The organism is Variovorax sp. GW821-FHT09D04 (assembly GCF_059416405.1).
The window spans coordinates 213,453-226,698 of sequence record NZ_JBWKPA010000005.1; the positions used below are offsets into that span (position 1 = coordinate 213,453).

Annotated in this window: 17 protein-coding genes; 5 read left to right on the plus strand and 12 right to left on the minus strand. The window is 68.8% G+C overall.

The features are described 5' to 3' along the window. Nucleotides 1-7: 7 nt before the first annotated feature. The 8 genes from AC07O4_RS17625 to flgB form a co-directional block, all read right to left on the minus strand. The gene (locus AC07O4_RS17625; RefSeq protein ID WP_495305231.1) at nt 8-1,129 is read right to left on the minus strand and encodes a flagellar basal body P-ring protein FlgI; all 1,122 of its coding nucleotides are present in this window, start codon (nt 1,127-1,129) and stop codon (nt 8-10) included. Continuing rightward, nucleotides 1,129-1,824, minus strand: coding sequence for a flagellar basal body L-ring protein FlgH (locus AC07O4_RS17630; RefSeq protein ID WP_062469249.1), 696 nt, complete (start codon nt 1,822-1,824; stop codon nt 1,129-1,131). Before AC07O4_RS17630 ends, AC07O4_RS17625 begins: the two co-directional genes overlap by 1 nt. Next, the gene (gene flgG, locus AC07O4_RS17635) at nt 1,824-2,606 is read right to left on the minus strand and encodes a flagellar basal-body rod protein FlgG (protein ID WP_062469245.1); all 783 of its coding nucleotides are present in this window, start codon (nt 2,604-2,606) and stop codon (nt 1,824-1,826) included. The genes AC07O4_RS17630 and flgG overlap by 1 nt, the downstream gene beginning before the upstream one ends. Nucleotides 2,607-2,629: 23 nt before the next feature. Further along, entirely contained in the window at nt 2,630-3,376 is a 747-nt protein-coding gene (locus AC07O4_RS17640; RefSeq protein WP_159274365.1) for a flagellar basal body rod protein FlgF, read from the minus strand. Nucleotides 3,377-3,389: 13 nt separating this feature from the next. Then, on the minus strand, nt 3,390-4,604 hold the full coding sequence (flgE, locus tag AC07O4_RS17645; RefSeq protein WP_095747489.1) for a flagellar hook protein FlgE: 1,215 nt from the start codon (nt 4,602-4,604) through the stop codon (nt 3,390-3,392). A gap of 82 nt (nt 4,605-4,686) precedes the next feature. Further along, a complete protein-coding gene (locus tag AC07O4_RS17650; RefSeq protein WP_070061527.1) occupies nt 4,687-5,373 on the minus strand; it encodes a flagellar hook assembly protein FlgD in 687 nt (228 codons plus the stop codon). A gap of 44 nt (nt 5,374-5,417) precedes the next feature. Then, a complete protein-coding gene (gene flgC, locus AC07O4_RS17655; protein ID WP_062469232.1) occupies nt 5,418-5,813 on the minus strand; it encodes a flagellar basal body rod protein FlgC in 396 nt (131 codons plus the stop codon). Then, nucleotides 5,810-6,217 (minus strand): flagellar basal body rod protein FlgB, encoded by a 408-nt coding sequence (flgB, locus tag AC07O4_RS17660; RefSeq protein WP_159274363.1) that lies wholly within the window; start codon nt 6,215-6,217, stop codon nt 5,810-5,812. The genes flgC and flgB overlap by 4 nt, the downstream gene beginning before the upstream one ends. A 221-nt stretch (nt 6,218-6,438) precedes the next feature. On the opposite strand from flgB, the gene flgA reads away from it, so the two are divergent. The 5 genes from flgA to AC07O4_RS17685 all read left to right on the plus strand — a co-directional run bounded on the left by flgA (nt 6,439) and on the right by AC07O4_RS17685 (nt 9,383). Continuing rightward, on the plus strand, nt 6,439-7,137 hold the full coding sequence (gene flgA / locus AC07O4_RS17665) for a flagellar basal body P-ring formation chaperone FlgA (protein WP_495305232.1): 699 nt from the start codon (nt 6,439-6,441) through the stop codon (nt 7,135-7,137). A 96-nt stretch (nt 7,138-7,233) separates the two neighbouring features. Beyond that, the gene (flgM, locus tag AC07O4_RS17670; protein WP_159278104.1) at nt 7,234-7,530 is read left to right on the plus strand and encodes a flagellar biosynthesis anti-sigma factor FlgM; all 297 of its coding nucleotides are present in this window, start codon (nt 7,234-7,236) and stop codon (nt 7,528-7,530) included. Then, nucleotides 7,527-7,982: a flagella synthesis protein FlgN gene (locus tag AC07O4_RS17675; protein ID WP_495305233.1), complete on the plus strand. Its 456-nt coding sequence runs from the start codon at nt 7,527-7,529 to the stop codon at nt 7,980-7,982. Before flgM ends, AC07O4_RS17675 begins: the two co-directional genes overlap by 4 nt. 9 nt (nt 7,983-7,991) lie before the next feature. Beyond that, on the plus strand, nt 7,992-8,426 hold the full coding sequence (locus AC07O4_RS17680) for a YadA-like family protein (RefSeq protein ID WP_495305234.1): 435 nt from the start codon (nt 7,992-7,994) through the stop codon (nt 8,424-8,426). 123 nt (nt 8,427-8,549) lie between these two features. Then, complete coding sequence (locus AC07O4_RS17685; RefSeq protein ID WP_307586278.1) at nt 8,550-9,383, plus strand: winged helix-turn-helix transcriptional regulator; 834 nt, start codon at nt 8,550-8,552, stop codon at nt 9,381-9,383. A gap of 381 nt (nt 9,384-9,764) precedes the next feature. Here AC07O4_RS17685 and AC07O4_RS17690 read toward each other — a convergent pair whose 3' ends face one another. The 4 genes from AC07O4_RS17690 to AC07O4_RS17705 are packed head-to-tail and all read right to left on the minus strand — an operon-like array spanning nt 9,765 to nt 13,215. Next, complete coding sequence (locus AC07O4_RS17690) at nt 9,765-10,670, minus strand: dihydrodipicolinate synthase family protein (RefSeq protein ID WP_495305235.1); 906 nt, start codon at nt 10,668-10,670, stop codon at nt 9,765-9,767. Nucleotides 10,671-10,714: 44 nt separating this feature from the next. Beyond that, nucleotides 10,715-11,512 (minus strand): aldolase, encoded by a 798-nt coding sequence (locus tag AC07O4_RS17695; RefSeq protein WP_495305236.1) that lies wholly within the window; start codon nt 11,510-11,512, stop codon nt 10,715-10,717. A gap of 33 nt (nt 11,513-11,545) precedes the next feature. Further along, nucleotides 11,546-12,193, minus strand: coding sequence for a glutathione S-transferase family protein (locus tag AC07O4_RS17700; protein ID WP_495305237.1), 648 nt, complete (start codon nt 12,191-12,193; stop codon nt 11,546-11,548). A gap of 5 nt (nt 12,194-12,198) precedes the next feature. Continuing rightward, entirely contained in the window at nt 12,199-13,215 is a 1,017-nt protein-coding gene (locus AC07O4_RS17705; protein ID WP_095745941.1) for a Bug family tripartite tricarboxylate transporter substrate binding protein, read from the minus strand. Nucleotides 13,216-13,246: the final 31 nt, after the last annotated feature.

A 13,246-nucleotide genomic window follows, 5' to 3' on the forward strand; every position in this document is an offset into this window, starting at 1 on the left:
TGCGGCCTCAGATGATCTCGAGCTCGGCGCTCAGGGCGCCGGCCGACTTCATGGCCTGCAGGATCGACACCAGGTCCTGCGGGTTGGCGCCCAGGCTGTTCAGCCCCTTGACCACATCGGCCAGCGAGGCGCCGCCGCGCACCATCTGGATCGCGCCGCCGCCCTGGTTGACGGAAATCTGCGAGGTCTGCGCCACCACCGTGCTGCCGCCCGAGAACGCGCCGGGCTGGCTGATCACCGGCTCGGTGTTGATCACCACTGACAGGTTGCCGTGGGCGATGGCGCAGTCTTTCACGCGCACCGCCTGGTTCATCACGACCGAGCCCGTGCGCGCATTCACCACCACCCGCGCGCCCGCCTGCGTGGGCGTGACCTCGAGCTCCTGCAGCTGCGCGAGAAAGCCCACGCGCCGCTGCGGCTCGGGCGCCTGCACGCGGATCACGCGCGCGTCCATGGCTTCGGCGGTGCCGGCGCCGAACTGGCGGTTGATGGCGTCCGTGGCGCGCTGCGCGGTGCCGAAGTCGGAGCGGTTCAATTCAATGGTGAACGCGCCTTCCGCGCCCACCGGCGCCTCGACCGTGCGCTCCACCAGCGCGCCGGCGGGAATGCGCCCCGAGCTCAGCTGGTTGACCTGCACCTTGCTGCCGTTGGCCGACGCACCCGCGCCGCCCACCACCATGTTGCCCTGCGCCACCGCGTAGGTCGCGCCGTCCACGCCCTTGAGCGGCGTCATCAGCAGCGTGCCGCCGCGCAGGCTCTTGGCATTGCCCATGGACGACACGGTGACGTCGATGTTCTGCCCCGGCCGCGCGAACGACGGCAGCGTGGCCGTCACCATGACGGCCGCCACGTTCTTCAGCTGCATGTTCACGCCCTGCGGGATCGTGATGCCCAGCTGCTGCAGCATGTTGTTCAGGCTCTGCGTGGTGAACGGCGTCTGCATCGTCTGGTCGCCCGTGCCGTCCAGGCCGACCATGAGGCCGTAGCCGATGAGCGGGTTGTCGCGCACGCCCTGGATGCTGGCGAGTTCCTTCAGGCGCTCTGCATGCGCGGGCGCGATGAACAGGAGCGCGCACAGCGCCGCGATGCGCCAGCGACTCGAATTAGGTGAAGCCTGGAGGTGTGTCATCAGAACGGCATCACGTTGAGGAAGATGCGCTGCATCCAGCCCATGTGCTGGGCCTCGTCGATGTAGCCCTTGGCCGAGTACTCGATGCGCGCATCGGCCACCAGCGTCGAGGGCACGGTGTTGTTGCCCGACACGGTGCGCGGGTTCACCACGCCCGAGAAGCGGATGTACTCGGTGCCCTGGTTGATGCCCATCTGCTTCTCGCCGCTCACCAGCAGGTTGCCGTTGGCCATGACGTCGGTCACGGTGACGGTGATCACGCCGTTGAAGGTGTTGTTGGCGTTGGCGCCGCCCTTGGCGTTGAGCGTGTTGGTGCCCGACAGCTTGGTCTCCTGCCCGTCGAGCAGGCCGCCGATGAGCTTGGGAATGGCCGCGAACACGCTGGTCGTGTTGCCCGTGCGGCTGGCATTGGCGCCCGAGTTCTTGGTCGCGTTGACCTTCTCGCTGATGAGGATGGTGAGGATGTCGCCGACGTTGCGCGGGCGGCGGTCTTCGAACAGCGCGTTGGCGCCGGGGCCGTCCTGGAAGATCGCACCCGGCGCGCGGCGCGCCTGCACCGCCGCGTACTGGTCGGCGCGTGCCGTCATCGGCTGGTGCACCAGCGGCTCGCGCGGCACCTGCGCGCAGCCGGCGGCCAGCGCGGCCACGAGCAGCAGCGCCGCCGCCCGGCGAAGAAGACGCACCCCCGCCCGCATCACAACTGGGCCAGGCGCTGCAACATCTGGTCCGAGGTCTGGACCGCCTTGCTGTTGATCTCGTACGAGCGCTGGGTGGCGATCATGTTGACCAGCTCTTCCACCACGTTGACGTTGGAGGCCTCCACATAGCCCTGGCTCAGCGTGCCCGCGCCGTCCACGCCGGGGTTCACCTGGTTGGGTGCGCCCGAGGCGTCGGTCTCGGCATACAGGTTCTCGCCCTGGCTCTGCAAGCCCGTGGGGTTGACGAAGGTCGCGAGCTGCAACTGGCCGACCTGCACGGTGTTGGTGCCGCCCGCCTGCACCACCGACACGATGCCGTCGCGGCCCACGGTGATGCTGGTGGCGTTGGCCGGGATGGTGATGGCCGGCTGCACCGGGAAGCCGCTGGCCGTGACCAGCTGGCCGTCGCGGTCGGTCTGGAACGAGCCGTCGCGCGTGTACGAGGTGGTGCCGTCGGGCATCAGCACCTGGAAGAAGCCGCTGCCGCTGATGGCCACGTCGGTCGGCTTGTCGGTCTTGGTGAGGTTGCCCTGCGAGTGGATGCGCTCGGTGGCGACCACGTGCACGCCGGTGCCCACTTGCAGGCCCGAGGGCAGGCGCGTCTGGTCGGAGCTCTGGCCGCCGACCTGGCGCAGGTTCTGGTAGACCAGGTCTTCGAACACGGCGCGGCTGCGCTTGAAGCCGGTGGTGCCGACGTTGGCCAGGTTGTTGGAGACCACGTCGAGCTGCGTCTGCTGCGCGTCCAGGCCGGTCTTGGCGATGTAGAGGGAGCGGATCATTGAAAGGAGTTCCTGGAAGAGGGTCAGCCGTAGGCCAGCAGCTTGTTGGCGGTCTGCGCGTTGATGTCGGCGGTCTGCAGCGACTTCATCTGCATCTCGAAGCTGCGGGCGTTGGCGATCATGGCCACCATGGCATCGACCGGCTGCACGTTGCTGCCCTCGATGGCGCCCGAGATGAGCGTGACGGCCTCGTCGGCCTCGGCCGGCGGCAGGTCGGCGCGCATGCGGAACAGGCCGTCGTCGCCGCGCACGAGGTCGGTCACGGGCGGGTTGACGAGCTTGAGCCGGCCCACTTCGGCGATGCCGGTGAGCGTGGTCGAGGCCGCGTCGCGCGAACCCACGAGGCCGTTCGACGCAATGCTCACGGCCGAACCCGGCGGCACGGTGAGCGCGCCGTTGTCCCCCACCACGGGGCGCCCGCCCATCGTCGTGAGCTGGCCGTCGGCGCCGATCTGCAGGTTGCCGACGCGCGTGTAGGCCTCGCTGCCGTCGGCCGCCTGCACCACCAGCCAGCCCTGGCCGCCCACGGCCACATCGAGCGCGCGGCCGGTCTGCGTGAGCGGGCCGTGCGTGAAGTCGGCACCGGGCGTGGTGGCGGCCACGAAGGCGCGCGTGGGCGCTTCCTCGCCGACCACGGGCACGGCGCGGAAGGTCGCGATCTGCGCACGGAAACCCGGCGTCGAGACGTTCGCCATGTTGTTGGCGACCACGGCCTGCTGCTCCATGGCCTGCTTGGCGCCGCTCATGGCGACATACAGCATTCGATCCACGAAGTGCTCCCGATCAGCGGATGTTCATGAGCGTCTGCATGACCTGGTCTTGCGTCTTCACGGTCTGCGCATTGGCCTGGTAGTTGCGCTGCGCGACGATGAGGTTCACCAGCTCGGAGGTCAGGTCGACGTTGGACGACTCCAGCGCCCCCGAGGCCAGCGAGCCGGCCTTGGTGCCTTCGCCCGGCGTGCCGGTGAGCGCATTGCCCGAGGCCTGCGTCTCGGCCCACACGTTGTTGCCCTTGGGCTCCAGGCCGTTGGGGTTGGCGAACGACGACAACACGACCTGGCCCAGCAGGCGCGTCTGCTCGTTGGAGAACTTGCCGGTGATGGTGCCGTCGGGGTTGATCGAGAACGCCGTGAGCTCGCCCGACTTGTAGCCGTCCTGGCCCAGCTTGCTCATGCCGTTGGCGCTGCCGAACTGCGTGGTGCCCGTGAGGTCGACCGAGGCGGTGAGCGGCGAGGCGCCGTTGGTGAAGGTGAGCGGCCCGATGTTGAACGCGCCCGAGGCCGGTGCGGTCATGACGCCCTTGGCGTCGAAGGTCACGTTGGACAGCGCGGCGCCGCCGTTCAGCGGTGCGCCGTCGGAGGTGCCGTACACGTTCCAGGTGTTGGCCGCGGTCTTCACGAAGTACACGGCCACGTCGTGCGGGTTGCCCAGCGAGTCGTAGATGGGGCCGATGGCGTTCGGGTAGTTGTAGGTGGCGGCGTCGGTGGGGTTGAACGGCGTCTTGGCGGGCACCGTGCTGCGCGCGTCGAGGTTGAACTGCGCGTCGATGTTGGCCGTGGGCTTGGGCGGCATCATGCCGCCCTGCACCTGGATCGGGCCCGGCGTGCCGCCGCTGATGCCGCCGCTGGCGTTGGCGCCGTAGCCGGTGAGCTGCAGGCCCTGCGCGTTGACGATGTAGCCGTCCTTGTCGCGCGTGAACTGGCCGTTGCGCGAGTAGAAGACCTCGCCGCTGGGGCTGGCCAGGCGAAAGAAGCCGTCGCCGTTGAGGATGGCCACGTCCAGCGGGCGCGTGCTCGACTGCGTCACGCCCTGCGTGAAGTTCTGCGTCACGCCCGACACCGAGGCGCCCAAGCCCACGCGCGAGCCGGCGTACACGTCCTGGAAGGTGGCGGCGGCCGACTTGTAGCCCACCGTGCCCGAGTTGGCGATGTTGTTGCCGATGACGTCGAGGTTGGCCGCGGCCACGCCGAGTCCGCTGATGCCTTGGGAGAAACTCATGAGGGGGTCCTTGTTCGGTGCGAGGAAGAAGAGTGCGAAGGGCGCGGCCCGTGCGGGCCACGCCGAAGACGAAGACGAAAGCTCAGAGGAACAGGCGCACGTCGCCCAGCCCGATGCTGGCGCCCGAGGCCAGCTCCAGCGTGACGCCGCCGGCGCCCTGCTTCACGGCGGCCACCTGCGAGAAGGTGAGCGCGGTGGCCTTCACCGTCGTGCCGTTGTTGCTGGCATCGACCGTGAAGCGGTAGGCGCCCGGTGGCACCGCCACGCCCAGGTCGTCCTTGCCGTCCCAGGTGACGGCGTTGACGCCTTCCTTCATGGCGCCCGCGTCGAGCGTGCGGATCACCTTGCCGGTGCTGTCGACGATCTTGATCTCGACGTCGGCGGCGGTGCCCGGCAGCTGCACGGCGAAGGCCTGCGTGGCGGGGTCCTTGCCGTCTTCGGGCTTCTTGGTGGTGAGCACGTCGCCGGGCGACAGCACGTTGTAGCCGATGAGCGAGGTGGCCTGCAGCAGCTGGTTGGCGCCGGTCTGGTTGACCAGGCCCGAGAGCGTGGCATTGAGCTTCTCGATGCCGCTCACGGTGCTCATCTGCGCGAGCTGCGAGGTGAGCTCGGCGTTCTGCATCGGGTTGAGCGGGTCCTGGTTGTTCAGCTGCGTGACGAGCAGCTTGAGAAAGCGCTGCTCGCTGTCGGCGCTGGACACGTTGTTGTTGCTGTTCGCCGCCGTGGGCGCGTTCAGCCCGCTGATGGACGAGGTGTCGGAGAGGGCCATGGGGTCGGTGTTCTTCCTGCGGGAGGCGCGTGTGCGTGCGTGGGTTACTGGCCGATGGTCAGCGTCTTGACCATCAGCGTCTTGGCGGTGTTGAGCACCTCGACGTTGGCCTGGTAGCTGCGCGAGGCCGAGATCATGTTGGTCATCTCCTCGACCACGTTGACGTTGGGCATCGCCACGTAGCCCTCGGCGTTGGCGTGCGGGCTCTTCGGGTCGAACACGAGCTTGGCGGGCGACGGGTCTTCGATGACACCGGCCACCTTGACACCGCCGATGTCGCGCCGACCCGAGGCCGCCACTTCGAACACCACCTGCTTGGCGCGGTAAGGCTGGCCGTCGGGGCCGGCCACACTCTCGGCGTTGGCGAGGTTGCTCGCGGTCACGTTCATGCGCTGCGATTGCGCGGTCATGGCGGAGCCCGCCACGTCGAAGATGTTCATGGCTGTACCGCCGACAGGAGCGACTTGATCTTGGCGTTGATGAGGGTCAGGTTCGACTCGTAGCGCAGCGCGTTGTCGGCGAAGGCCACGCGCTCGACGTCCATCTCGACCGTGTTGCCGTCGAGGCTGGACTGGTGCGGCACGCGGTACAGCAGGTCGTCGCCGGCCGTGGCCTGCGCCTGGCCCGCGAGGTGGCGCGACGAGGTGGTGGCCATCGACACCGACGATGCGGCACGGCCGCGCTCGACGGCGTCGCTCAGGCGCGCGCCGAAGTCGAAGTCGCGCGCCTTGTAGTTCGGCGTGTCGGCATGGGCGATGTTGGCCGCGAGCACCTCCTGGCGCTGGGCCCGGAGATGGAGCGCTTCGCGGTGGAAGCGAAACGCCGCATCCAGCTTGTCGATCATCTTTGTTCCATCTGTTGAGGCGTCGCCAGTGCACAGGGCGCAGCGACCGATGGAAAGCAAGTCTATGCATGCGGCGCGTTGGCAATCGTCCGAACAAAGGGGGGTTTCGCCTGCTGCTCGCACCTTCGCCGGCGGGGTGAATTCATAAGAATCCAGGGGCGCCGGTTGCGGCTTTCCTGCACCGGCGACCTCATTTTTCTGGCCCTCTTCTTTCGCTTTCGATGACCCTCTCGCCACTTCGCCATCGCCTGCTGCGCACCGCCTGCGCGGTGGGGCTGTCGTGCGCGGTGTCGACCGGTGCGATCGCAGGCGACGTGGCCGCGAAGGCGGTCGAGACCTACCTCCAGGTGCAGAGTGCCGGCCTGCCGGGCAAGGTGACGGTCAGCCTCGAAGGGCGCGGCACCGATGCCCTGCCCGCGTGCGAAGCCCCCGAGGTGTTCCTGCCGCCGGGCGTCACGCCGTGGGGCCGCCTCTCGGTGGGCGTGCGTTGCCATGCCGAACGGCCGTGGACGCGCTTCGTGCAGGCGCGTGTCGCGGTGGAAGGCCGCTACCTGGTGGCGGCGCGCGCCATCGACGCGGGCCGGGCACTGGGCGCTGGCGACGTGGTCGAGCGCACCGGCGACCTCACGCGGCTGCCGCGCTCGGTGGTCACCAGCGCGGCCGAACTGGTCGGGGTGGTGAGCGCCAACCGCGTCGCGCCCGGCGCTCCGATCCGCAAGGAGCTGCTGCGCGGCGTCGCCGTGATCCAGCAGGGCCAGGCCGTGAAGGTGGTGGCGCAGGGGCCGGGTTTTGTCGTCAGCACCGAGGCCAAGGCCCTGAGCGGCGCCGCGGTGGGCGCGGTGGTGCAGGCCAGGACGCTGGACGGCCGGGTGATCCGCGGCGTGGCCGACGAGGAAGGACAGGTCCGGCTGGTGCAGTAGCGGCCGCCGCGTTGGCGCAGGCTTCACTTCATGCACGCCCTTCCTAAAGTTCTTGCACCGGCTGCCGATATACGGGTCAGCCCCTGAGGAATCACCTTGAAAATCGATCCCACCGCCCCTTCGGCCACGCCCTTGCACCGCACGCCCGCACCCGGCGCGCCGGCTCCGTCGACGCCCGCCGAGGCCGTGCAGCGCCCGAAGGAAGCGGCGCCCGTTTCCGCGCTCGTCCATGCGATGCCCGCCGCCGTGGGAGGCAGCGATTTCGACGCCGCGCGCGTGGCCGCGATCCGCGAGGACATCCGCGCCGGCCGCTACGAGATCCGTCCCGAGCGCATCGCCGACGGCCTGCTGGCCAGCGTGCGCGAGCTGCTCGCACCGAAGGGCCAGGCATGAGCACCTTGCTGGCGCACCTGCGCGCGGAAGCGGACTGCATCGGGCAATTCCTTGTCGCGCTGGACCAGGAGGCGCAGGCCATGTCCGCCAGCGACTTCGACGCGCTCAACGCCATCGCCGGCCACAAGACCGTGCTGCTGGACCGCATGGCCGAGCTCGACCGGCAGCGCGAATCGCTGCAGGCGGCGCTGGGCTTCGCGCCCGGGCGTGCGGGTGCGGACGCCGCAGCTGCGGCAGGCGGTGCGCCGACGCGCCAAGCCTGGAACGAACTGCTCACGCTTGCAGAGGATGCGCGCAACCGCAACCTGCACAACGGCACGCTGGTGTACGCGCACCTCGACTTCACGCAGCAGGCGCTGCACTTCCTGCAGGCGCGCGCCCAACCCTTCTACGGCCCCGACGGCGTGCGCAAGACGCAGGCCGGCGCGGGCACCCGGCTGGCCGCCGGCTGAACAGCAGCCGTGAACGCGTCCGCACGTTTCGCCCTCCGACGCACCGCGATCTTGCGGGTGCTGATGCTGTGGCTCGCGTGCGCCGGCGCCCATGCCTTCGAACTGGCGCCCGCCGTGCGCCCGGACGACGCCATCAACCTGGGCCAGCTGCACCCGGTGCGCGCGGCCGTCGGCGAGACGGCGCGCATCGCCTACTCGGGCGCGGCCATGGCCATTGCGATGTCGGCCGCCTACGTGCCGACGTACCGCCCGGGCGAACAGTCGATCGGCCTGGCCTTCGGCAGCTACCGGGGCTATTCGGCCGCGGCGCTGGGCTTCAAGCGCAGCTCGGACGACGGCGACATGGCCTGGGGCATGGGCGTGTCCAGCACGGGCCGGGACTGGGGCTTCAACGCGGGCATCGGCTGGAAGCTGCCGCGCAGCACGGCCGCCGCCCGCCCCTGAGCCCACGCCGTCGCCCCGGGACGCCCTTCACCACCTTCTCATGGATGCCACCGACATGAAGACCTCTCCTGCCACGCCAACGCCCCGCCACGAGAAGGTCGCACGCCGGGGAGCCCGCGCGTGATGGCCGCGCAGCTGGGCGCGCGCCGCATCGCGATGGTGGGCTGCGACGAGGCGCAGCAGGCCGGCTGGGGCAACCGCCTGCGCCTGATGGGCTGCGATCCCGTGTGCTTCGACGACAGCACGGACTTCCTGCTGGCGATCACCCAGGGCCTGCAGTTCGGCCTGCTGCTGGTGGTGCTGAAGGACGAAGGCGCCTGGCCGATCCTCACGGCGATGTGCCGCGCGCTGCGCATTCCCATCTTCCTGGTGGCGCGCGCCTCCCAGCGCGACCTGCTGGTCGACGTGCTGTCGGCCGCGGGCGGCGAGACGCAGGGCGCGAGCATCGACTTCGCGGTGCTGCCGGTCGACGAGTTCGAGATGGAGCTGCGCGTGCGCGAATCGCTGCGGCGCAACCGCACGCTGCTGCAGCCGCACGCCACGGCCGCGTGCTTCGGCGACTACCAGTTCCTGGGCGAGCGCCGGGTGGTGGTGTGCCACGGCACCGAGGTGCGCCTGAAGCCGCGCGAGTTCGAACTGGCGCTGCTGCTTTTTCGCAACGCCGGCCGGCTGCTGGAGCGCGACTGGCTGCTGGCCTCGCTGTGGGTGGATGCGCGCATCGAACGCACGAGCCGCACGCTCGACTGCTGCGTGGCCAGCATCCGCCGCAAGCTGTCGCTGCACAAGGGCGGCGAGTTCGTGCTGGTCTCGGTGTATGGGCGTGGCTACGAATTGCGGCACATGGCGCCGGCCGCGCGGCGCGCGTCGGACGTCGACGAGGCGCCGCTGATCGACACCGCGGACTTCCCGGACACCTCGAACGAGCCGGTGTGGCTCGGCGAAAGCGCGCGGGCCTGAACATGCGCCCGCGCGACGAAAAAACCGTGACGACCTCCGGCCTCGAGGAACCACCCCGAAGGGCGGGTGCCGAAGCGTCCTCTACCAACGCCAGAAGACCGTCGCCGCCAGTATCCGCGCCTTAGCTGAAGACAGGCTGAAGCCCCGCACAAAACCCTTCTGCTTCCGCACTCAGCCGCCAGTCAGTGAACGCACGTTCAATGGCGGGCACATCGTGAGGGGGAGATTCATTGCAGGACACCATGAGACTACTCGCAGAGGCATCGCTGATTCTTGCCCTGGCCATCGTCCTCGGCGGGTTGGTGCTGGGCCTTCTGGCCGGTCCGCAGCACCCCGACGACCCGGAGTAAACCGTCGGGAGCCTTGCGCGGCTGCGCAGAACTACAGCGCAGCCAGCGGCTTCGCGTCGATGGCCTTCAGCAGGGCCTGCAGCGCCTGGGTGCCCTGGCTGTCGAGTCCGAGCAGCGGCGCGCGCGGCACGCCCGCTTCGAAGCCGCGCAGGCCCAGGCCGGCCTTGATCGTCGTGGGCAGGCCACCCTGCAGGATGAAGCGCAGGATCGGCAGCTGGGCGTAGAACATGCGGCGCGCGCGGTCCAGGTCGCCTGCGGCGCAGATGTCGTAGAGCGCCAGGGGCCACTCGGGGATCAGGTTCGGCGCGGCGGTGCACCAGCCGATGGCGCCGGCCGCAAAGGCTTCGAGCGCCAGCGGGTTGCTGCCGTTGAAGAACGGAATGCGGCCATCGGACAGCTGCATCAGCGTGTGCATGCGCTGGATGTCGCCCGAACTCTCCTTCACCATCGTGGCGTTCGCGATGTCCTTGACGATCCGGACGATCAGCTCCGGCTTCATGTCGACGCCGCTGGTGGCCGGGTTGTTGTAGACCATGATCGGCACGCCCACGGCCTGCGAGATCGTGGCGTAGTGGCGAAAGATCTCGTCGTCCGAGAGCTTCCAGTACGACACCGGAAGCACCATCACGGCATCGGCGCCCGCCGCTTCCGCGAACTTCGCCTTGCGCACCGCGTTGCGCGTCGTCAGGTCGGAAATGCCCACGATGACCGGCAGGCGCTTGTTGACCTGCTGGATCGACGCCTCGGCGACGGCGTCCCACTCGGCGTCGTCCAGGTAGGCGCTTTCGCCGGTGCTGCCCAGCGGGGCGATGCCGTGCGAACCGCGTTCGACGAGACGGTCGATGAGGCCGCGCACGGCCGCAAGGTCGATACGGCCCGAGGCCTTGTCGAATGGCGTGACGGGGTAGGAAATGATGCCTTTGAAGGGAGTGCTCATGATGGCTTCGGAATCTCTCGGTGAAGGGATCGAATGCACGCCGCTCAGCGCGAACGGATGCAGTCCGCGTGGCGGCCGGTGCGTAGGGTGCGGCGCGCGTAGTACGCGAAGGCCGCCTCGTTGCGCTTGGGACGCAGGATCCAGTCGTGTGCTTCACGGCCCAGGGCCGGATCGATGGGCTGGATCGCCCCTGCAGCCGCAGCCAGCAGCTGCATCTTGGCCGCGCGCTCGAACGCGATCGCCAGCACGCAGGCGGCCTCGACGCTTTCGGCCGCCACCAGCAGGCCATGGTGCGAGAGCATCAAGGTGCGCTTGCTGCCCAGTGCCGTCGAGATGAGCTCGCCCTCCTCGTTGCCGACCGGCACGCCGGGCCACTTCGGAACGAAGGCCACGTCGTCGTACAGCACGCAGTTGTCCATGTGGGAAACCTCCAGCGGCACTTCGAGCATGCTCAGGGCCGCCGCGTGCAAGGCGTGCGTGTGGATGATGCAGTTGACGTCCGGCCGCGCACGGTAGACCCACGAGTGGAAGCGGTTGGCGGGGTTGGCCATGCCTGAACCGGACTTGACGTTCAGGTCTTCGTCGACGACCAGCAGGTTGTCTTCCGAAATCTCGTCGAAGCCCAGGCCCAGGCGCTGCGTCAGATAGGTGCCGTGAACCTCGGTGCGCGTGGTGATCTGGCCCGCGAGGCCGGAGTCGTGCCCGTTCTCGAAGAGGATGCGGCATGTCAGCGCCAGCTTCTGGCGCAGCGTGTACTCCGATGGCAACAGGGTCGTTTCCATCTCGGCATTCGCCTTGTCGATCAAGGCTTCTTTGTTGAGGGAAAAAGTGTCTTCTGACATAGCGATCGCTCCCGTATCAGCGTTGAGAAAAAGTCAGCCCGAGGTTTCGAGCGTCGAAAGGGTGAGGTCCGGTTGTCCCGGAAACAAAGGCGCGTAGCCCGGCAGGCCTTCGATGCGGTCGATCCAGCGCTGCACCTGCGGGTAGCGGCCGAGATCGACGCCGCCCATCGGCGCCATGCGGGTGTACGGATACAGGGCGATGTCCGAAATGCTCGGCGCCGTTTCCGTGGAGACCCACTGCCGGCGTGTTGCCAGGCGCGCTTCGAGAATCGCCAGCGCGTCGTGGCCTTCCTGGAGCCACGCGCGCGCTGGGGCGTCGGCGGGCGTGAGGTCTTTGCGCAGGGCCAGGTGCAGCCGCAGCTGGGCCAACGGTCGCATGTGCTGCTCTTGCTCGAAGTGCATCCATGCGAGCGTCTGCGCCTGCTCGTGGAGCGCCTGGGGCCACCACGGCGTGCCCTGCGCCAGATAGAAAAGGATGGCGCCCGACTCGCTCAGCATGCGGCCGTCGTCCAGTTCGAGCACGGGCACCTGCTTCATCGGTGCGTGGGCGAGGAAGCTTGCGGACTGCAGGTCGCCGCGGTCGATCGACAGCGTGGTTCGCTGCAGATCGATGCCCACGAAGCTCGCCAGGAGCCGGACCTTCCAGCAGTTGCCGGAGCGCTGTGTGTCGATGATGCGCATGGCGGTCAGTCCACCTTGGTGCCGGCGGCCTTGGTGATGCGCGTCCACTTGTCGGTCTCGCTGCGCACATGCGTCAGGTAAGCCGCTTCACCCGTAGGCAGCGGCTCGACGCCGATCTCGGCCAGCTTGGCCTGCAGCTCGGGGCGGGCCAGGGCCCGCGCCAGGGCCTCGGACAACAGCGTGGTCTGTTGCTTGGGCGTGCCCGGTGGCGCGAGCAATGCGTTCCACGACCCGATCAGGAAGGTCGGCACACCGGCTTCGGCGCTGGTCGGCACCTTCGGCATGGCGCCACTGCGCGCGTCGTCGGCGATGACCAGGGCCTTCAGGCGCCCGGCCTGGACCTGGCTGCGGATGACGGGAATGGCGTCGATCACGATCTGCACCTGCCCGCCCAGCGCGGCGTTGATGGCCTCGGCACCGCTCTTGAACGGCACATGGACGATCTCGGTGTTGGTGGCGATCTTGAAAAGCTCCAGCCCCAGGTGCGGCGAGCTGGCATTGCCCGCGGAGCCGGCGTTGAGCTTGCCGGGGTTGGCCTTGGCATAGGCCACCAGGCCCTTCACATCGTCGACGCGCAGCGCGTCGTTCACGACCAGCACGTACGGCGAGTTGCTCACCAGCGAGACGGGCGCGAAGGCGCTCGCGTCATAGGCGAGTTTGCTGTAGATCATCTTGTTGACGACCTGCGTACCGACCGTGCCCAGCAGCAGCGTGTAGCCGTCGGGCGCGGCCTGGGCGAGCGCCTGCGCCGCGATGTTGCCGCCCGCGCCGGCGCGGTTGTCGATGATCACCGACTGCTTGAGCTCTTCGCCCAGCTTCTGTCCCACCAGCCGCGCCACGACGTCGGTGATGCCGCCCGCACCGAACGGCACGATCAGCTTGATGGGTTTGGCGGGGTAAGCCGCCTGCGCAAAAGCGGGCCGGGGAAGGGCCACGACCGTGGCCGCGCACAGCACCGCGCCGAGCAGGGCCGCGGCAGTGAGAAATGGATTTTTCCAGCGAAAAGACGGGAAATTCGACATGACATACTCCAAAAGAACCCAACGGTGCGGC